This is a genomic window from Bradyrhizobium sp. Bra64, assembly GCF_024519875.1.
Classification (GTDB): Bacteria; Pseudomonadota; Alphaproteobacteria; order Rhizobiales; family Xanthobacteraceae; genus Bradyrhizobium; species Bradyrhizobium japonicum_G.
Map to the genome: position 1 here is coordinate 705,833 of NZ_JALJRD010000002.1, position 20,621 is coordinate 726,453.

Annotated in this window: 17 protein-coding genes; 8 read left to right on the forward strand and 9 right to left on the reverse strand. The window is 64.9% G+C overall.

Features of this window, described 5'->3' with window-relative positions:
* Positions 1-76: 76 nt before the first annotated feature.
* The 7 genes from NR187_RS10775 to NR187_RS10805 are packed head-to-tail and all read left to right on the forward strand — an operon-like array spanning position 77 to position 8,068.
* A complete protein-coding gene (locus NR187_RS10775; RefSeq protein WP_211382724.1) occupies positions 77-1,882 on the forward strand; it encodes a gamma-glutamyltransferase family protein in 1,806 nt (601 codons plus the stop codon).
* 9 nt (positions 1,883-1,891) lie between these two features.
* Positions 1,892-2,602 (forward strand): DUF1028 domain-containing protein, encoded by a 711-nt coding sequence (locus NR187_RS10780; protein ID WP_211382723.1) that lies wholly within the window; start codon positions 1,892-1,894, stop codon positions 2,600-2,602.
* A complete protein-coding gene (locus NR187_RS10785) occupies positions 2,599-3,588 on the forward strand; it encodes an ABC transporter ATP-binding protein (RefSeq protein ID WP_211382722.1) in 990 nt (329 codons plus the stop codon). The genes NR187_RS10780 and NR187_RS10785 overlap by 4 nt, the downstream gene beginning before the upstream one ends.
* Positions 3,588-4,694, forward strand: a complete 1,107-nt coding sequence (locus NR187_RS10790) for an ABC transporter ATP-binding protein (RefSeq protein WP_211382721.1) — start codon at positions 3,588-3,590, stop codon at positions 4,692-4,694. The genes NR187_RS10785 and NR187_RS10790 overlap by 1 nt, the downstream gene beginning before the upstream one ends.
* Before the next feature lie 22 nt (positions 4,695-4,716).
* Entirely contained in the window at positions 4,717-6,225 is a 1,509-nt protein-coding gene (locus tag NR187_RS10795; protein ID WP_256806429.1) for an ABC transporter substrate-binding protein, read from the forward strand.
* Positions 6,226-6,235: 10 nt separating this feature from the next.
* A complete protein-coding gene (locus NR187_RS10800) occupies positions 6,236-7,177 on the forward strand; it encodes an ABC transporter permease (RefSeq protein WP_211382719.1) in 942 nt (313 codons plus the stop codon).
* Positions 7,178-7,180: 3 nt separating this feature from the next.
* Entirely contained in the window at positions 7,181-8,068 is an 888-nt protein-coding gene (locus tag NR187_RS10805; protein WP_256806430.1) for an ABC transporter permease, read from the forward strand.
* 218 nt (positions 8,069-8,286) lie between these two features.
* Here NR187_RS10805 and NR187_RS10810 read toward each other — a convergent pair whose 3' ends face one another.
* The 9 genes from NR187_RS10810 to NR187_RS10850 form a co-directional block, all read right to left on the reverse strand.
* Positions 8,287-9,033, reverse strand: a complete 747-nt coding sequence (locus tag NR187_RS10810; protein WP_256806431.1) for a hypothetical protein — start codon at positions 9,031-9,033, stop codon at positions 8,287-8,289.
* 9 nt (positions 9,034-9,042) lie between these two features.
* A complete protein-coding gene (locus NR187_RS10815; protein WP_256806432.1) occupies positions 9,043-10,293 on the reverse strand; it encodes an adenylate/guanylate cyclase domain-containing protein in 1,251 nt (416 codons plus the stop codon).
* Positions 10,290-10,679, reverse strand: a complete 390-nt coding sequence (locus NR187_RS10820; RefSeq protein WP_211382715.1) for a response regulator — start codon at positions 10,677-10,679, stop codon at positions 10,290-10,292. Before NR187_RS10820 ends, NR187_RS10815 begins: the two co-directional genes overlap by 4 nt.
* A complete protein-coding gene (locus NR187_RS10825; RefSeq protein ID WP_256806434.1) occupies positions 10,676-12,718 on the reverse strand; it encodes an ATP-binding protein in 2,043 nt (680 codons plus the stop codon). Before NR187_RS10825 ends, NR187_RS10820 begins: the two co-directional genes overlap by 4 nt.
* Positions 12,719-12,845: 127 nt before the next feature.
* Positions 12,846-15,941: a MexW/MexI family multidrug efflux RND transporter permease subunit gene (locus NR187_RS10830; protein WP_211382713.1), complete on the reverse strand. Its 3,096-nt coding sequence runs from the start codon at positions 15,939-15,941 to the stop codon at positions 12,846-12,848.
* 67 nt (positions 15,942-16,008) lie between these two features.
* Positions 16,009-17,202, reverse strand: a complete 1,194-nt coding sequence (locus tag NR187_RS10835) for an efflux RND transporter periplasmic adaptor subunit (protein ID WP_211382712.1) — start codon at positions 17,200-17,202, stop codon at positions 16,009-16,011.
* 1 nt (position 17,203) lies between these two features.
* A complete protein-coding gene (locus tag NR187_RS10840) occupies positions 17,204-17,905 on the reverse strand; it encodes a TetR/AcrR family transcriptional regulator (RefSeq protein WP_256806580.1) in 702 nt (233 codons plus the stop codon).
* A 134-nt stretch (positions 17,906-18,039) separates the two neighbouring features.
* Complete coding sequence (locus NR187_RS10845; RefSeq protein WP_256806435.1) at positions 18,040-18,630, reverse strand: thiamine pyrophosphate-dependent enzyme; 591 nt, start codon at positions 18,628-18,630, stop codon at positions 18,040-18,042.
* Positions 18,627-19,172, reverse strand: coding sequence for a phosphonopyruvate decarboxylase (locus NR187_RS10850; RefSeq protein WP_256806436.1), 546 nt, complete (start codon positions 19,170-19,172; stop codon positions 18,627-18,629). Before NR187_RS10850 ends, NR187_RS10845 begins: the two co-directional genes overlap by 4 nt.
* Positions 19,173-19,279: 107 nt before the next feature.
* Between NR187_RS10850 and NR187_RS10855 the strand changes: the two genes are divergently transcribed.
* Positions 19,280-20,500 carry a cytochrome P450 gene (locus NR187_RS10855; protein WP_256806437.1) on the forward strand — a complete coding sequence of 407 codons (1,221 nt, stop codon included), beginning with the start codon at positions 19,280-19,282 and terminating at the stop codon, positions 20,498-20,500.
* Positions 20,501-20,621 lie beyond the last annotated feature (121 nt).

Genomic DNA, 20,621 nt, shown 5'->3' on the forward strand with positions numbered 1-20,621 from the left:
GCGTGCCATGCTAGCAGCGCATTGGCGACCCGGCATTCCCTGTGATCAATTGCGCGCGCCGCAACTGAGGTAACCCATGGCCAGCAACGTCAATCCCGATCCGTTCACGACGAGGCCCGAGATCGAAGGCACTTTCGGGGTCGTCGCCACCACCCACTGGATCGCGACGGCCGTCGGCATGGCCATTCTGGAAAAGGGCGGCAATGCCTTCGACGCCGGCGTCGCCACCGCTTTTACGCTGCAGGTGGTCGAACCGCATCTGAACGGCCCCGGCGGCGACGTCCCGATCATCGTGCACGACGTGAAACGCGGCCGCACCGAGGTGATCTGCGGCCAGGGTCCGGCGCCGGCGCGCGCCACCATCGCGCATTACAAGAACGAGGGTCTCGACATGGTGCCCGGCACCGGCCTGCTCGCCGCCTGCGTGCCCGGCACCTTCGAATCCTGGATGATGCTGCTCCGCGACTACGGAACGATGCGCGTGCGCGACGTGCTGGAGCCCGCGATCTCCTATGCCCGCGACGGTTATCCGCTGGTCGAGCGCGCCTGCGCCACGATCCAGACCGTCGAACAATTGTTCCGCAAGCACTGGCCGACCTCTGCCGCGGTCTATCTTCCGAACGGCGAAGTGCCGAAGCCCGGTACGCTGTTCACCAACAAGACGCTGGCGGCAACCTACGCCCGCATCCTGAGCGAAGCCGAGAGCGGCGGCGGAGGCCGCGACGCCGAGATCGAGCGTGCACGAAAATCCTGGTCGCAGGGTTTTGTTGCGGAAGCCATCGACAAGTTCTGCCGCACCCAGGACGTGATGGACGTCAGCGGCTCGCCACATCGCGGCGTGCTCTCGGCCGACGACATGGCGCGGTGGCAACCGACCGTCGAGGCGCCGCTGACCTACGATTATGGCCGCTACACCGTCTGCAAGGCCGGCGTCTGGAGCCAGGGTCCCGTGACGCTGCAACAGCTCGCGCTGTTGAAGGGCTTTGCGCTCGACGGACTCGATCCGACCGGACCGGAGTTCATCCATCTCCAGATCGAATGCGCAAAACTCGCCTTTGCGGACCGCGAAAAATTCTACGGCGATCCCAAGTTCACCGAGATCCCGATCGCGACGCTATTGTCGGACACCTACAACGACGAGCGCCGCAAGCTCGTCACGGACAAGGCCTCGCTCGACTTCCTTCCCGGTTCGGTCGAAGGTTTTGGCGGTGTGGTGAAGTTGCGCCGCGCCGAGGGGCAACGCGAGGCGGTCGGCGCGCTTGGCGCCGGCGAGCCGACGGTCGGGCGATTCGGCGAGGTACGCGGCGACACCGTGCATTTCGACATCATCGACAAGGCCGGCAACATGGTGTCCTCGACGCCGTCGGGCGGCTGGTTGCAATCGTCGCCGATCATACCCGAGCTCGGCTTCTGCCTCGGCAGCCGCGCTCAGATGTTCTGGCTGGAGGAAGACCATCCCGCCGCGCTCGCGCCGGGCAAGCGGCCGCGCACCACGCTGTCGCCGACCATGGCGCTGCGCGACGGCGAGCCGTATCTCGCCTGGGGTTCGCCCGGAGGCGACCAGCAGGACCAGTGGATCACGCAATTCTTCCTGCGCCACGTCCATTGCAATCTCAATCTCCAGGAATCGATCGACGCGCCGGCCTGGCATTCCGAGCATTTTCCGATCTCGTTCTGGCCGCGCACCGCACGCCCCGGCGTGCTCGTGGTCGAGAACCGCGTGCCGAAGGCGACGATCGAGAATCTTCGCGAACGCGGACATATCGTGGAAGTCGGCCCCGACTGGTCGGAAGGCCGTCTCACGGCGGCTTCGCGCGTCGGAGTGCGGCGGCGCGCCGCGGCCAACCCGCGCGGCATGCAAGGTTACGCCGCGGGGCGTTGAAGGCAACACATGACCTGGTCGATCATCGCGCGCGATCCTGCCACCGGCCAGTTCGGCATCGCCGTCGCCACGCGCTTCTTCGCCGTCGGCGCACGGGTCCCTTATATCGCGGCCGGCCTCGGTGCCATCGCGACGCAAGCTTTCGTCAATCCCTATTATGGCATCGACGGCGTCAAGCTGCTGCGCGAGGGCCTGAATGCGCATGACGTGCTTGCCGCGCTGCTCGCGACCGACGACGGCCGCGAGAGCCGCCAAATCCACCTCATGGATGCGAGCGGCGAGATCGCCGCCCATACGGGCCGCGACTGCGTCGACTGGTGCGGCCACATCGCAGGGAGCGGCTTCTCAATCGCCGGCAACATGCTGGCCGGCCCTGACGTGCTCGACGAGACCGCAAAAACCTACATTGCCAATGACAGCCTGCCCTTCCCGCGCCGCCTGCTCGCTGCCATGCGCGCGGGCGAAGCGGCCGGCGGCGACAAGCGCGGCAAGCAATCGGCGGCGCTGCTGATCCACGGCGAGGAGGAATGGGCGGCGCTGGACATTCGCTCCGACGATCATCCCGACCCGCTCGGCGAGCTCGAGCGGCTCGAAGGGGTCAGCCAGGAACTCTGGGTGCATTTTCGCGCCTCCATGCCGACGCGGCAGAACCCGGCCGGCAACACCGATCGCAGCGTCATCGACGCCAGCATCGCCGCAGCGCGTGCAAGACGATCATGAGCACGAGCCCACTGATCGAGATCGAGGATCTGCGCATCCGCTTCCACGGCGACGACGGCCGCGTCACCCATGCGGTCGACAGTGTCGATCTCAGCGTCGCCAATGGCGCCACGCTCGGCCTCGTCGGCGAATCCGGCTGCGGCAAGAGCGTGACGTCACTCGCAATCATGGGCCTGCTGCCGAAACAGAACGCGGAGATCTCAGGCGCGATCCGCTTCGACGGTTTTGACCTGCTGAAAACCTCGGACCAGACGCTGCGCGACCTCCGCGGCAACCGGCTGGCGATGATCTTCCAGGAGCCGATGACCTCGCTCAATCCGAGCTTCACGATCGGCGACCAGATCATCGAGACGATCCTGCGTCATCGCGGCGGCTCGCGAAAGAGCGCCCGCGAGCGTGCGATCGAGCTCTTGCGCCGCGTCCACATTCCCTCGGCCGAGCGGCGGATCGACGACTACCCGCACAAGCTTTCCGGCGGCATGCGCCAGCGCGTGATGATCGCGATGGCGCTGGCCTGCGACCCGCAGCTGCTGATCGCGGACGAGCCGACCACTGCGCTCGACGTCACCCTGCAGGCGCAGATTCTCGAACTGATGCGGGAATTGAAGGCGGCGAGCGGCGCCGCGATCATCCTCATCACCCACGATCTCGGCGTGGTCGCCGAGGTCTGCGACGAGGTCGCGGTGATGTATGCGGGCGAGATCGTCGAGCGCGCGACGGTGGACGAATTGTTCTCCGCGCCGCAGCATCCCTACACCGTCGGCTTGCTCGGCTCGATCCCGCGGCTCGACCATCGCGCCGAGCAGCTCGCGACGATCGAGGGCATGGTGCCGAACATGGCGCAGCCGCCGGCGGGCTGCCGGTTCAGTGCACGCTGCCCTTTCGTGCTGGACGCCTGCACTAGGACGCCGCCGCCGCTCGTCGAAATCAGCGCCGGCCACCTCTCGCGCTGCATCCGCGCGCCGCTCGAACTTCTGGTGTCGTGATGGCGCTGCTCGAGGTCCAAGGCCTGGTCAAGCATTTCGTTGCCGAGCGCTCGTTGTTCGGCAGGGCGCTGGCGCATGTCAAAGCCGTCGATGGCGTCAGCTTCTCACTCGAAGCCGGCAAGACGCTGGCACTGGTCGGCGAATCCGGCTGCGGCAAATCCACCGTCAGCCGCCTGGTGCTGCGGCTGATCGAACCGGATGCAGGTGCAATCCGTTTCGAAGGCCGCGATCTGCTTGCTCTCGACGCCGGAGCGCTGCGCGCGTTCCGCCGCGAGGCGCAGATCATCTTCCAGGATCCCTACGCCTCGCTCAATCCGCGCATGACGGTCGGCCAGATCCTGGCCGAGCCGTTGGCGCTGCACGATCTGGTGCCGGCTGCGCGGCGGCGCGAACGCGTCGAGGAAATCTTGCGGCTGGTCGGGCTGGAGCCTCGGCTGGCCCGGCGCTACCCGCACGAATTCTCCGGCGGCCAGCGCCAGCGCATCGCCATCGCCCGGGCACTCGCGGTCGAACCAAAACTGATCATCTGCGACGAGCCGGTCTCGGCGCTCGACGTCTCGATCCGCTCGCAGATCCTCAACCTTTTGCGCGAGCTGCAGGACCGGCTCGGCCTCGCCTACATTTTCGTCTCGCATGATCTCGCCGTGGTCAAGCACATCGCCGACCACGTGGCGGTGATGAATCTCGGCCAGATCGTCGAGACGGCGGAGGCCGATGCGCTGTTCGCATCACCGCGCCATCCCTATAGCCGGGCGCTGCTGTCAGCGATCCCGCTGCCGCAGCCGAAGGCGAAGCGCGCGACCGTGCTGCTGGAGGGCGAGATCCCGAGCGCGCTCAATCCGCCCGCCGGCTGCCGCTTCCATACCCGCTGCCCCTTCGTTGTCGAGCGCTGCCGCAGCGAAGCGCCTGCGCTCCTGGCTGACGGCGCGGGCCACGCCACCGCCTGCCACCGCACGGCGGAGCTGCCGTCTGCCGACGCCATTCTGCCGACCGACGGCGGATTTTCGCCGACGCTGTCGAAATTGGTCGCCGCCTTCAGCCGAAAGACGGAAGGCGGGCGCCCGGCCGGGGTTAATATACAATGCGCCGCGTCCACAACGAAATAGCCGAAGCAATGGGGATTGTCCGATGAAGATGTTTCGCCTGGCCGTAACGGCCGCCGCCGTCCTGCTGTCGATCGGAGCCGTACAGGCCCAGACCACGCTGCGCATCGGCCTCGCCGAGGACCCCGACATCCTCGATCCCACGATGGCGCGCACCTATGTCGGCCGCATCGTGTTCTCCGCGTTCTGCGACAAGCTGTTCGACATCGACGAGAAGCTCAACATCGTGCCGCAGCTCGCGCTGTCGAGCGAAACCGTCGACGACGGCAAGGGCCTCGTCATCAAGCTGCGGCCCGGTGTTAAATTCCACGACGGCGAACACTTCGACGCTGAAGCCGCCAAATTCTCGCTGGAGCGGCATCTGACGTTGCCCGGTTCGTTCCGCAAGCCGGAGCTGGCCTCGGTCGATCATATCGAGGTCGTCGATCCGCTCACGATCAAGCTGGTCCTGAAGTCGCCGTTCTCGCCGCTGCTCGCCCAGCTCACCGACCGCGCCGGCATGATGATGTCGCCGAAAGCGGCGAAAGAGGCCGGCGACAAGTTCGGCCTGCGCCCGGTCTGCGCCGGCCCCTACAAATTCGTCGAACGGGTGCAGCAGGATCGCATCGTGTTCGAGAAATTCGCCGACTACTGGAACAAGGACAACGTCTTCATCGACAAGATCGTATTCCAGCCGATCGTCGACGCCACCGTGCGGCTCGCGAACCTGAAGTCCGGCGGCCTCGATTTGATCGAGCGCGTGCTCGCCACCGATCTGAAGGAGGTGCGAGCCGACTCGCGGCTGAAGGTCGCGACCGCCATCGAGCTCGGCTATCAGGGCATCACCCTCAACATCGGCAAGGACAAGGCCAAGGGGCCGCTCAGCCAGTCCGCCAAGGTGCGGCAGGCTCTCGACCTCGCCATCGACCGCGACGCGATCAACCAGGTTGTGTTCAACGGCGAGTTTCAAGTCGGCAATCAATGGGTCAACCCTGATCATCCCTACTACCAAAAATCGCTTCCAGTCCGTCCCCGCAACGTCGAGAAGGCCAAGGCGCTGCTAAAGGAAGCCGGCGTGACACCGCCCGTCAGCGTCGACTTTCTGGTGCCCAAGGGCGCGGAGACCGAGACGCCGGCGCAGGTGATCCAGTCGATGGCGGCGGAAGCCGGGTTCGACATGAAGCTCCGCGTCACCGAATTCGCAACCGGGCTCAAGCAGGCCGAGGCCGGCGATTACCAGGCCTACATGCTCGCCTGGAGCGGGCGCGTCGATCCCGACGGCAACACCTACGTCTTCCTGCACAGCGGCGCGCCGCAGAATTACGGCGCGTGGAACAATCCGCAGGCCGACAAGGCGCTGGAGGACGCGCGATCGATCACCGACCCCGCCAAGCGCAAGGCCAGCTATGAGACCCTGGCCAAGTTGGTCCAGGAGGAAGAGCCGCTGCTGTACCTCTACCACCGGCGCATCATCATCGCGCATACGACGAGGCTCGAAGGCTACAAGCAGATGCCCGACGGCCTCGTCCGCGTCATCGGGCTCAAGCTGAAGTGACGCCGCGAGAATGCTGAACTTCATCGCCCGCCGCCTTGCGCAGATCGTACCGACGCTGTTCTTCGTCTCGGTGCTGATCTTCTCGCTTCAGCAATTGCTGCCGGGCGATCCCGCGCTGGTGATGGCGGGCGAAGAGCGCGATCCGGCGGTAATCGAGCAGATCCGTCACCAGTACCGGCTCGATCAACCCGTCCCCGTGCAATACGCCTACTGGATCAAGGGCGTACTGTCGGGCGATTTCGGCGAGTCGCTGCGCAACAAGATGCCGGTGCGCGAGCTGATCGCACAGAAGCTGCCGGTGACGCTGCAGCTCGGCTCGATGGCGATCGTGATCGCGTTCCTGATCGGCATTCCCGCCGGCATCGTCGCCGCCGTGAAGAAGGGTTCGGCCTGGGACTACGGCGCGAACCTGTTTGCGCTGTGGGGCATCTCGATGCCCAACTTCTGGCTCGGGATCATGCTGATCTTCCTGTTCTCGATCGAGCTCGGCTGGCTGCCGGCTTCCGGCTACGTGCCGCTCACCGAGAACTGGCGCGCGAGCCTGGCGGCCACCATCATGCCCGCCTTCGTGCTCGGCAACGCGATCGCCGCGGTCCTGATGCGGCATACCCGCAGCGCCATGCTCCAGGTGCTGGAGAGCGATTATGTCCGCACCGCGCGCGCCAAGGGCCTGTCCGAGCGCTCGGTGATCCTCAAGCATGCCATGCGCAACGCGCTGACGCCCATCATCACGCTCGGCGCGCTCGAGCTCGGCACGCTGTTGTCGGGCGCGGTGCTGACCGAGCAGATCTTCTCCATTCCCGGCTTCGGCAAGCTGATCGTGGACGCCGTGTTTAACCGCGACTATGCGGTGGTGCAGGGCGTGGTGCTGGTGACGGCCACGATCTATATCACTCTGAACCTCGTTGCCGACGTCGCCTATGTCCTCGTCAATCCGCGGCTGAGGGGTTAGGCGATGACAGACGCTGCGCTGCCAGCCAGCCCCGCCACGCAAGCCTACGAGCTCGACAGCCCGGCACGCCGCGCCCGGCGGCGGCTGTTCAAGCGCAAGGCCGCCGTGTTTGGACTCGTCGTGATCACGATGTTCATTGCCCTCGCGCTGCTCGCGCCGCTTGTCGTGCCCTATGATCCCATTGCAACGAGCTGGAGCCTGGTGCGCAAGCCGCCGACCGCGGCACACTGGTTCGGCACCGACGAGCTCGGCCGCGACATCCTGAGCCGCGTCGTCCATGGTGCGCGGGCATCGCTGCTCGCAGGCCTGATCTCGGTTGCGATCGCGCTCGGCATCGGCGTGCCGCTCGGCCTCGTCGCCGGCTATCGCGGCGGCTTCACCGACGCGCTGATCAGCCGGATCACGGACGCGATGCTGGCCTGCCCGTTCCTGATCCTGGCGATCGCGCTCGCCGCATTCCTCGGGCCGAGCCTCGGCAATGCCATGATCGCGATCGGCATCTCGGCAACGCCGATCTTCATCCGCCTGACCCGCGGCCAGGTACTGGTCGTCAAGGCCGAGGACTACGTCGAGGCGGCGCGCGCGCTCGGCAATCCACCGTGGCGGATCGCATTCTCGCATATCCTGCCGAACATCCTGCCTGCGCTGCTGGTGCAGGCGACGCTGTCGATTGCGGCCGCCATCATCGCCGAAGCCGCGCTGTCGTTCCTCGGCCTCGGCCAGCAGCCGCCGGCGCCGTCCTGGGGCAGCATGCTCAATGCGGCGCAACGCTTCCTGACCCAGGCGCCGTGGATGGCGATCTGGCCGGGGCTTGCGATCTTCCTCGTGGTGCTGTCGCTGAACCTGCTCGGCGACGGGCTGCGCGACGCCCTCGACCCGCGCCAGCGCTAGAGCATGATCCGGAAAAGTGCGAAGCGGTTTTCCGAAAAGATCATGCTCAAACAAGAACCTAAAGCGCGATGACGATTCATCCCAATCTCATCGCGCTTTAGATCTCCCTCATGGTGAGGAGCGCGTTCTTACGCGCGTCTCGAACCATGAAGGCCCGACTGTCACCTGGAGCCATCCTTCGAGACGCGGCCTGACGGCCGCTCCTCAGGATGAGGACCTCAAATCACGATCTCCCGCAGCACGCGGCGGCAATCCATCTCGTATTCGAGATCGACCACCGGCGGGCGAGCAAAGTGCCAGGTCAGGCCGGACCGCAGCGCGCCGCGGCGGACCAGTTCGTCGACCAGCGCGTGGTGGAAGTCGTGCACCGAATAGGCCTGTACGCCGGTGGTGTCCTTCCAGCCGAAGCCGAACGCCGTCATCCGGTTTTCCATCTGCGACGTCGTGGTGAAGCGCACCTTCTCGCGAAGGCCCTCCGGGCTGAGGTCGCGGTAGCGCACCGTGCGCTCGACATAGGTCCCGCCGCCCTCGCGCGCCTCGGCACCGCCGGCGATGACGAAGCTCGGTGCCTTCGAGCTTGTCGGCCGCGTGAAGGAGAAGGCATAGAACGACGGCTCGGACGGCGGATCGATCTCGGGGCAGACATTGCTGCGTGCCACCGGATTGGTGCTGCCGTCGAAGATACCCCATTCGGACAGTGTCTTCACATAGTGCAGGTTGAACGCGCGAAAGCCCTCTTCGCTGAAGGCCGCCGGTGAGCGCAGTTCGCAGGCGCAGAAGGCCGTCAGCGGCCGTCCCGCTTCCTGGATGTACTTTGCCGCGAGCGCAAATCCCTCGGCGAGCGGCACCAGGCGGTCGAACCGGACGCGCTCGATCTCATAGCCATCGTCCGCGGCCGCACCGGCCGAATACTGGAACACGGACGGAATGAAACGATAATTGCCGGCGGCGAAGTCACGATTCATCTTGAACTCCTAGTCCAGTTGGATGCGAATGCCCTTGGCGCCATTGAGCAGGCGCTTCAGGTGAAAGCCGGCCAGGGAATCGTCGGCGTGCATGCCGACCAGCGCGGCAAAGGCCGGCATGGCCGCGACGTCGCCCGCCTCCATCTTGCCGAAAGCCTCGGAATAGAGCGCCGTTTCCGGCGCCTCGAATTTTTCCTGCGGCAACGGCTCGAATGCACGCAACGGCTCGCTGCGTCCGCGCAGCATCAGCTCACCGACGGGACGGCCTTGAAAATTCTCGGCCGCCTTGGCGGCGCTTGCGCTGACGCAAATGCGTGTCCCCAGATGCTTGTTGGCGCCTTCCAGCCGCGCCGCGATGTTGATCGAATCCCCATACGCGGTGTAGTCGAAGAACCGGTTTCCGCCGAAATTGCCGACCAGCGCCGGCCCGGCGTGAATGCCGATACGGGTGGTGCCGAAATTCACACCCTTGGCCTTCTGGCGCGCGCAAAAGCCCTGCGCCCAGGCATCGAGATCATGGGCGCAGGCGACCGCGCGTGTCGCATAGTCGGGCTGGTCGCCGGGCGCGTTGAACAGCACCTGGATCGCATCGCCGATGATCTTTGCGACCGTCCCCTCATGCGCGAAGACGACTTCGGTCATCCCGCCGACATATTCGTTGAGGAGCTCTCCCAGCATCTCGGGCGGCGCGCTCTCGACCAGTGAGGTGAAACCGGCGATGTCGGTGAAGATGGTCGCGACGTCGCGCCACTGCACCTCGATGCCCTCACCTTCGCCCCCCGCCGCCAGACGCTTGGCGAGCTCGGGCGAGAAATGGCGCGACAGGGCAGCATGAGCGCGCTCCGCCTCCATCTGTCGGCGCCGAACCTCCCGCAGCATCTCGATATGGCGAACGGTCTTCTGGATCGTCATCTCCAGGTCGACGAAGTCGATCGGCTTGGTCAGGAAGTCGAACGCACCGCGGTTCATGGCCGTGCGGATGTTGCTCATGTCGCCATAGGCCGAGACGATGATGGTGGACTTCTTGTCCTCGGCTTCCTGGAGCTTCGCCAGCAGCGACAGCCCGTCCATCCGCGGCATGTTGATATCGGAGACCACCATGTCGACATGCGGATTCCGCTCGAGCGATTGCAGCGCCTCGAGACCGTCGCGAGCAAACATGATGTCGATGAGCCCATCACGGATCTGTCTGCGGAATTTTTGCAGGACCAGCGCCTCGAGATCCGGCTCGTCGTCGACGAAGAGGATGGTGGCGGTCATGCGGCCTGCTCGAGCCGCGTGTCGATTTCCTGCCGCAGCAGCGCAAAATCGATCGGCTTGGTGAGAAGTCCGACCGCGCCGCGCTCGATCGCCTTCCTGCGCGTCTCCGCGTCGCCATAGGCCGTAATCATGATGACGGGAACGTTCGGGTGCGCGTCACGCACCTTTGGCAGCATGTCGAGCCCGCTCATGCCGGGCATGTTGATGTCGGATAGAATCAGGATCAGCGAAGGATCGCGCACCTCGGCGGCGAGCTTCAGCGCATCCGGCGCGGACGGCGCGAATTCCATCTGGAAACGGCCGGCGCGCAGATCGCGCCGGAACTGCTGCCGGAACAGCGCCTCGACGTCAGGCTCGTCATCGACGACCAGGATGTAAACGTTCAAGCCTTGTCTCCAGTAGTTCCGTCTGCCGCCATCATGCGCGGCAGGGTGATGATGAATTCGGTGAATACACCGGACTCGGTGTTCACGTCGATCGTGCCGCCGTGCTGCTTCACGACGATGTCATGGCTCATGGAAAGGCCGAGCCCGGTGCCCTCGCCGGCCGGCTTGGTCGTGAAGAAGGGATTGAACATCTTCTCCTTCACCTCTTGTGAAATGCCGGTGCCATTGTCGCGAATGCGGACCTCGACCTTGTCGCCAAGATTCTTCGTCGTCGCGCGCAGGGTGGGTTCGAAACCGTCCGTGGCCCTCTCCTTGCGCCTGGCGGTGGCATAGAAGCCGTTCGAGACCAGATTGAGAAAGACGCGCGAGATCTCCTGCGGGTAGATATCGACCATACCGGCAGCGGGATCGAAGTCGCGGTCGAGCGTGACGTTGAAGCCGGGCTTCTCGGCGCGCGCGCCGTGATAGGCCAGATTGAGGCTCTCCTCCACGACCGCATTGATATCGACGGAGCGATGTTCGCCGGAACCCTGGCGCGAGTGCACCAGCATGTTCCTGACGATGGAATCGGCGCGCTTGCCGTGCTGCACCACCTTCTCGAGATTGCCCCTGAGCATGCCGGTCAGCTCATCGGCCTCCTGCTTCGTCTTGCCGTCGAGCTTTGCCGCGTCGAGCACCTCGTTGAGCTCGTCGATCAGCTCGGTCGAGACCGCGGAGAAATTGTTGACGAAATTGAGCGGGTTCTTGATCTCGTGTGCGATGCCCGCCGTGAGCTGGCCGAGCGAAGCGAGCTTCTCGGTCTGGACCAGACGATCCTGCGCGGCGCGCAGATCGTTCAGAGATTGCCGGAGTTCTGCGGTGCGCTGCTCGACCTTGTTCTCGAGGTCAGCATAGGATTCCTGCAGACGCGCGCCCATGTCGTTGAACTGGTCGGCGAGCCCTTCGAGCTCGTCGCCCGTCTTGATCGAGATACGCTGGGCGAAATCGCCGCCCCCGATCCGCTCGGCGCCGCGACGCAGCGCCTGGATCGGCCCGACCATGCGACGCGCCAGAAATATCCCGGCGAGCACCGCGAAGATCGAGGCTGCGAGCAGCACGATCGCGAGCCGCTGCAACGCGGCATAGAGTGCGGCATAGGCCTCTTCGACCGGCAGCTCGACGAACATGGTCCAGTGCAGCGGCGCGATCGGCGCCGACGCGGTCAGCACCTTCTGTCCCTGGATGTTGCGCGCCTCGGAGAGCGCGTCCACGGTAGCTCCGGCCAGCGCAGCGCGCACTTGCGCGAGGCCGGACATGTCGGTGTTGCGCAGGACCAGGCTGATATCGGGATGTGCGATCAGGCGTCCCTCCGGGCCGACCACATAGGCATGTCCGTGCTCGCCGACCTTGATCTGGGACACGACGTCCCAGATCAGCTTCAGGTTCACCTCCGCGATGCTCACACCCGCATCCTTGCGCGGGCCGGCGAGCGCCAGCGTCATGTAAGGCTCCGACTCCCTGCGGAAATAGACCGGCCCGTAATATACTTTGTGCGCAACCGCCTCGGTGAACTTCGGATCGCCCGACAGGTCGATCCCGCTGTCGATCGCATCCATCGCCAGCCGCGAGACCCGCAATCGCTCCTTGCCGGTCGAATCCACCTGAGCGAGCTCGGTGATGGCAGGCACCTGGCGCAAGAGCCGCAGCGCGTCGAACCGGCGCTGCTCGATCGAGCCCCCCGACCAGGGCAGTTGCGTGGTCCAGCCGAGCTGGCTCTCGATCTCCTTGACGAACTGGCCGATCTTGGCCGCTGCCGCCTCGGCCTGCTCATGCTGGACCCGGATCAAAGCGGCCTTGTGCTCGCGATAGTAGAAGAAGACCTCGAACAGGCCGTTGGCCAGCAGCGCGATGGCGACAACGGCCACGAACAGCGCGACATATTTGGTGAAAAGTCGCGTCCTGATCCCCTGCCCCGCCGCCGCTCCGGAGGCGGCGCCATCCGGTGCCGCGCTTGGCAGCGTCCTCGCTTGCGAGGTATCGGGATGGAGGGAAAGGCTCATCCTGCCAAACCTAGCAAGAAGGCCGCTCCTTGTCTCGCCGGCGGAACCGCGGATGACCCCGGGCGATAACGAAAAAGGGCGGCAACGGGTTGGCCGCCGCCGCCCTCCGGTTCGCTGATCTGTGACCTCAGGTCGGCCGCAGCGCCTTGTTGCCGAGATCGAGATCGTTGACCTGCTTATTCCGCTCGGAATCGGCCGCCGCGCGATGGTCGGTCGCCAGCACCACGTACACCGCAGGCAGCACGAACAGCGTGAACAGCGTGCCGATCGACATGCCGGCGACGACCACCAGACCGATCGAGAAACGGCTGGCCGCACCCGCGCCGGTCGCGGTCAGCAGCGGGATCAGGCCCGTCACCATCGCGGCCGTCGTCATCAGGATCGGCCGCAGCCGGATGCGAGCCGACATCTCGATGGCCGAGCGGCGGTCGAGCCGCTCGTTGACCTGGAGCTCGTTGGCGAACTCCACCATCAGGATGCCGTGCTTGGTGATCAGACCAACCAGCGTCAGCAGACCGACCTGGGTGTAGATGTTCATGGTCGCTGCGCCGAAGAACAGCGGGATCAGCGCGCCCACGATCGCCATCGGCACCGAGATCATGATGACGAGCGGGTCGCGCAGGCTTTCGAACTGCGCCGCCAGCACCAGGAAAATGATGACGAGTGCGAAGCCGAACGTGATCGCGAGCTGGTTGCCCTCCTGCACATACTGCCGGCTGTCTGCGAGATAGTCGTGGCTGAATCCCTGTGGCAGCTTCTTGGCCTCGCTTTCGAGGAAGTCGACCGCCGCGCCGACAGTCACGCCCGGCATCGGCACCGCCGAGAAGGTCGCCGAGTTGAGCTGATTGTAGTGGGTCAGCGAATTGGGGGCGGTCTTCGTCTCGATCGATACCAGGGTCGACAGCGGAAGCTGTTGACCGGTATTGGTCGTCACGTAGAAGCCGCCGAGCGCTTCCGGCGAGAGCCGTTGGCCGCGCGGCACCTGCGGGATCACCTGGTAGGAACGACCCTCGAGATTGAAGCGGTTGACATAGTTGCCGCCAAGCAGCACGGCGAGCGCACTGCCGACGTTCTGCATGTTGACGCCGAGATCCTGAGCCTTGGTGCGGTCGATCTTCACCGTTACAGTCGGCTGATTATAGGCGAGATCGCTGTCGGAGACGATGAACATGCCGCTCTTGCGGGCGGCGTCCTTCAGCTTCTCCATCTGCTCAAAGACGGCCTGGAAGCCCGCGGTCGAGTTGATCACCATCTGCACGGGAAGGCCGCCCGGCCCGCCCGGTAGCGGCGGCAGGTTGAACGCGAAGGCCTGAACGCCTTCGATCTTGGAGAGCTCGGCCTGCACCAGTGACTTCAGCTGAATCGAGGAACGCTTCCTTTCGTCCCACGGCTTCAGCAGCATGCCGGCGATGCCGCCTTGCGGGCCGTTGATGCCATTCAGCACGAAGCGCAGATCGGTCTCGGGGAATTTCTGGAACTCCTTGTCGAGCTTTTCGCCATAGAAATCGACATAGTCGATGTTGGCGTATTTCGGCGCCTTCGTCACCGCGAACACGATGCCCTGGTCTTCCTCCGGCGCCAGCTCCTTCGAGGTGTGCATGTAGAGAAAGCCGACGAGCCCGAGGATGGTCACCGCGAACAGGCCGGTAATGGCCTTGTAGTCGAGCGAGCGGTCGAGCCTGCGGCCGTACCACCGCGTGACCGCGCCAAAGACCCTGTTGACGAGCTTGGCGAAACGACCTTCTTCGGCATTCTTGAGGAGCACCGAGCACATCATCGGCGACAGCGTCAGCGCGATCACGCCGGACACGATCACCGAGCCGGCAAGCGTGAAGGCGAATTCGCGGAATAGCGAACCGGTCAGGCCGCCCAGGAAGCCGATCGGCGCGTACACGGCCGCGAGCGTGATCGTCATCGAGACGACCGGACCGACGATTTCGCGCGCGCCCTCCAAGGCCGACTGCACGGGCGTCTTGCCCTCTTCCAGATGCCGATGGATGTTCTCCACCACGACGATGGCGTCGTCGACCACTAGGCCGATCGCGAGCACCATGGCAAGCAGCGTCAGCAGGTTGAAGCTGAAGCCGAGCGCCAGCATCAGCGTGCAGACACCGATCATCGACAGCGGAATGGTGACGACGGGAATGATGACCGAACGGAACGACGCCAGGAACAGGAAGATCACCACGATCACGATGATCACGGCTTCGCCCAACGTCTTCTCGACCTCGTCGATCGAGGATTGGATGAACTTGGTCGAATCGTAGGCCACCTTCATCTTCATCGACGGCGGCAAATTGCGCTCGAGTTCGGGGAACAGCGCGCGCACACCCTTGACCAGCGTCAGCGGGTTGCCCTGCGGGGTTGCCTGGACACCGATGAAGATCGCGTGCTCGCCGTTGAAGGCGACGCTCGCGTCCGTGCTTTGAGCCGCAAGCTCGACGGTCGCGATGTCCTCCATCCGTACGAAGCCGCCGTCCTTGGCCTTGACGATCATCTTCTTGAACTGGTTGACGTCGGTGAGGCCGGTATTCGTCGAGATGTTCGAGACGATCAGGTAGCCCTTGGTCTGGCCCGCCGCGGACTGGAAGTTGTTGGCGGCGATCGCCGCCGCCACATCGGCCGGCGAGACGTTGCGGCCGGCCATCTTTACCGGGTCAAGCCACAGCCGCATCGCGAAAGTCTGGCCGCCGAGGATGTCGGCCGAGGCGACGCCGTCGACGGTCGACAGCACCGGCTGCACCACGCGCGTCAGATAGTCGGAGATTGCCGATCCCGACAGTTCCTCGGACGAGAAGCCGAGATACATCACGGCCGTGGTCTGGCCCGTCGTCTTGGTGACGATCGGATCGTTGGATTCCTTCGGGATCAGGTATTTGACCGAGTTCGTCTTGGCCAGCACCTCGGTGAGTGCCTGGTTCGGATCGAAGTTCAGCTTGATGTAGACCTGGATCGTCGAGGTGCCGAGCACCGAGGACGAGGTGATGTAATCGACGCCCTCGGCGGAGGCGACCGCCTGCTCGATCGGCGTGGTGATGAAGCCCTGGATCAGGTCGGCGGACGCGCCGGGATACACGGTCGTGATGTTGATGACCGTGTTCGAAAGCTTCGGATATTGCCGGATCGGCAGCACCATCGCCGCGCGCAGGCCGATCAGCAGGATCAGCAGGCTGACGACGACCGACAGCACCGGTCGTTTGATGAAAATGTCGGTAAAGCGCATCGCGTCGATCTCGATCTCTTTGTCTCAAGAAACGTGATCCGGCCAGGCCGGATCACGCGAGCACATGTCAGTAACGCGGCGGTTGCGCCGGGATTGCCGGAGCCGGGTCGGTCGAAATCGACACCGCTGCGCCCGATTGCAGCTTGAGCTGGCCGACGGCGACGACCTTGTCGCCCGGCTTCAGGCCTTTGAGGATTTCAGCACGACCCTCGACCCGGTTGCCGGTCTGCACGAAGGTGCGCACCGCGGAAAGGCTGGTCTTGCCGTCCGCATCCTTCTTCTCGGTGATCACGAACACGGAGTCGCCGTACAGCGTGTAGTCGACCGCCGTTTCCGGCACGGTGATCACCGCCGGCTTGTCCGGCAGCACCACGGTGGTGGTCACGAACATGCCGGGCTTGAGGATCTTCTCCGGATTGGCAATGGTCGCCTGCACGCGGATGTTGCGGGTATCGGTCGCGATCTGCGGCTCGATCGTGGTGATCTTGCCCTCGAAGGTGCGGCCCGGATAGGCGTCGACCCTCAGCCTGACGACCTGACCGACCTTGAGGTTGCCGGAATCCTTTTCCGTCACCGTGAAGTTGGCCCACAGCTCCGACAGATCGGTCAGCGACACGATGGCCGTGCCGGCCGTCAGATACTGGCCGACCTCGACCTTGCGGACGCCGAGATCGCCGGAGAACGGCGCGCGGACCAGCTTCTGCGAGATCAAGGCCTCGGTCTTGGCGATGCCGGCCAGCGCCTGGTCGTAGGCGGCCTGCGCGGTGTCGACGGTCGCCTGCGGACCGAACTGGCGCGAGGCCAATTGCTTGGCGCGGTCGAGCGACAGCTGCGCGACGGTCGCCTGCGCCTTGTAATTGGCGAGGTCGCCCTGCTCCGGCATGTCGAACAGCTGCACCAGCGGCGTACCGGCTTCGATATGGGTACCCGGTTCGAACTTGATTTCGGTGACGCGGCCGTTGACGTCGGCGCTGACATCGACCTGGTGGACGGCGACAAGGGAGCCGACCGCGGTGAGCAGGTTCGGCACCACCTCGGACTTCGCTTCGGCCGCGCTGACTGCCGTCGGCGGCGGCTTGTTGTTGGCGAAGAACTGCTTGATCATCTGGCCGCGGAAATAATTGAACCAGACGAGGCCGCCCACGAGCACGCCCAGGAGCGTGCCGACGATGATGAACCAGAGCACCGGCCGGACCGGACGCTTGGGAGCCTTGTTGTCGATCGGTTCGCCCGAAATCTTGTGTTCGGTTACGATGTTCATGTCATGCACTTTCTGCAATCGCCGTCTTGCCCGCACAACTGGCCTGATTGCGGCCCAAATGCGAAACAATTGCGGCGTCGTTAAGTCCGATACCCCTCAGGAGAAACTCACACAGCTGCCGCTCGAGATCGTTCGCCCTGCCGTAGGCGAGGCAGGGCGTGGCCGGCAGCCTGGTCAGCGCAGCCGTCATCACTGAATGATGCGCGAACCAGAACAGGTTGAGCGGATCGCCAGCGCACGGCCGCGCGTCCCCGGCGGCAACGGCGCGCTCGAGCGAAGCGACGAAAACAGCCCCGATCAGCGTCTCGATCTTGGCGTATAGCAAACGGGCGAATTCGCCGTCATCCAAATGGCTCGTGGCCATCAGTCGCAGGCGCTGGGCCTCTTCCTGGTCGGGCCCGTCGGCGATGTGGAGGAAATGTTGGACCATGCCGCGGATCAGTTCGACCAGGGTGGCCGTCGAGGGCTCCCGCTCGAGCAACTCCATCAATGCCGGGTCCGCCTCGCATTCGTCGCTGAGAATCTCGGCGTAGAGCGCCGCCTTGGACGGGAAATGCTTGAACAGCAGCGCCTCGGAAATGGCAGCCGCAGCCGCCACGCTCTTCGTCGTGGTGCCGGTATAGCCGTGTCGGGCAAAGCAGCGCTTTGCGGCGCCGAGGATCAATTGACGCCTCAGGTCGCTCGTCATTCGCAGTGAGCTCATGCGCGGTGAGTAAGCACTCACCCACGCAAAAGTCAAGCACTATGCTGCATCGCAACCTGAGTGCGTTGTAGTTTCAGTGGAAATCGGCCTCGCCTGCACGGCCACCGTGCAGACCAGTGCGCCGGAACGCGCACCTAGATCGGTTGGAAGCCGAGGTCACCGCGGATCCGGTTGACGATGTAGGTCCCGTCCCGGCTGGGCAAGATCCGCTCCAGATTGGCGCTGTCGATCTTCACATTGGCAAAGCGCGGACCCGCCGCGACGTCGTGGACGGCTTTGGCGAAGGCTTCGACCTCGGCCATGGTCGTGACGGATCGGCTGTCCTCGATGCCGCAGGCCCTGGCGACGCCAACGAGATCGGCGGCCGCCGAGGTGTGGCTAGTCTGGCCGCCGGTCTCGCCATAGGCCTCGTTGTCGAGCACGACGATCGAGAGGTTGGGCGGCTTCTGCAGGCCGATGGTGGCAAGGCTCCCCATGCCCATCAGCATCTCGCCGTCGCCGGTGATGACCAGCACCGGCAGCTTCGGCTGCGCCAGCGCGAGCCCCAGCCCGATCATCGCAGCGCCGCCCATGCCGCCCCAGAGATAGAAGTTGCGGGCGTGATCGCCGGCCGCGCACATGTCGTTGGTGGAGGCCCCGAGGCCGCCGATCGCAACCACATCCTTGCGGTGCGCAAGCAACGAGGACACCACCTGGCGGCGGTCGAGGAGATTGGCTTTGCTCATTTGGTGAAGACCTTGGCGCCGATCAGGCGCTGCGACAGCAGGACCGCGGTGGGCGTGAGCGCGTTGTAGGCCTGCGCCGACGCCGCCTCGAGCACGGCCGGCACCTCGGCCGCATCGGAGGCGCGCAGCACCTTGACCCCGGAGAGTTCGAACACGCCCTGCGTGGTCGATCCCATCGGCACCTGCCACGGATTGAACTCGCCCCACTCGCCGCGCATCGTCACGAGCGTGAGGAACGGAAAACGCAGGATCGGGATCAGCGACAGCATGTTGATGCAATTGCCGACCCCGCTCGATTGCATCAACAGGACGCCGCGCTGTCCGCCGGTCCAGGCACCGGCGAGAAGTGCCACGCCCTCCTCCTCCGTCGTGAGCGGAATGCCGCGCATCGAGGATGAAGCCAGCACGCGGTTGATCAGCCTGGAATGGCCGGCGTCGGGCACGTAAGGCACCTGCCGGACATCGAAGCGTTGCAAGGTCGCGAAGATATCGTCGGGCCATGTCGGCGCCGTCGTCTCGGCAGCGTCAGCGCGGGCGTGCATTTTCCTGTCCGGTCGGCTTGCAAATCAGGACCCGACTGTAGACGGTGATCCCAACCGCTCGAAAGAGCGAAAACAGCATATCGGTCTCAACCGGCGAGTATGGCGGCATGAACGCAGATGCGAAAGAACTGGCGGCTCATTTTGATCTGGAGAAGCTGACGGCGGAATTCTACGACGATCCCTACCCGACCTATCGTGCACTGCGGGAGAACGAGCCGGTCAAGCGCCTCCCCAACGGCACCGTGTTCCTGACCCGCTACGACGACCTCGTCACCACCTACAAGAACACCAAATCTTTCAGCTCGGACAAGAAGCGCGAGTTCGCGCCGAAATACGGCGACACCCCGCTCTACGAGCACCACACCACCAGCCTCGTCTTCAACGATCCGCCGGCGCATACGCGCGTGCGCCGCCTGATCATGGGCGCGCTGTCACCGCGCGCGATCGCGGGGATGGAGCCTGATATCGTCAGGCTGGTCGACGGCCTGCTCGACGCCATTGCCGCCAAGGGTGCCTGCGAGCTGATCGAGGATTTCGCCGCCTCGATCCCGATCGAAGTGATCGGCAATCTGCTCGACGTGCCCCATGACGAGCGCACGCCACTGCGCGACTGGTCGCTGGCGATCCTCGGTGCGCTCGAACCCGTGGTGTCCAGCGAAGTGGCGGCGCGCGGCAACACGGCGGTTAAGGACTTCCTGGCCTATCTCGAAACGCTGGTTGCGCGCCGGCGCGAGAAGCCCGGCAATCCCGAGCGCGACGTGCTGACGCGCCTGATCCAGGGGGAGGAGAACGGCGAGCGGCTGACCGAGAAGGAGCTGCTGCACAATTGCATCTTCCTGCTCAATGCCGGTCACGAGACCACCACCAATCTGATCGGCAACGGCCTCGTGGCGCTGCACCGCAATCCGGACCAGAAGCAGCGGCTGATCGACAACCCGGATCTGATCAAGACCGCGGTCGAGGAGATGCTGCGCTATGAAAGCTCGAACCAGCTCGGCAACCGCATGACCACCGAACGGGTCGAGCTCGGCGGCGTCGTGCTCGATGCCGGCACGTCGGTGACGCTGTGCATTGGAGCTGCCAACCGCGACCCCGCGCAGTTTCCGGATCCCGAACGCTTCGATGTCGCGCGGTCGCCGAACCGGCATCTCGCCTTCGCCACCGGCGCGCATCAATGCGCCGGCATGGCGCTGGCGCGGCTGGAAGGCGCCATCGCGATCTCGCGCTTCCTGGCGCGCTTCCCGGATTATGCCGTCAGCGGGCGGCCGGTGCGGGGCGGACGGGTGCGGTTCCGCGGGTTTTTGAGCGTGCCCTGCGCGATCGGCTGAGGCCCCACAACAAAAAAGTCGAAAACAACCCCATGCACAGTAGGCGGCGGTCGCCGCGAGATGCCCCGGCGACTCCGTGCAACCGTTTGATAGTTCAGGCGATCAGCGGCGCTGCGCGCGA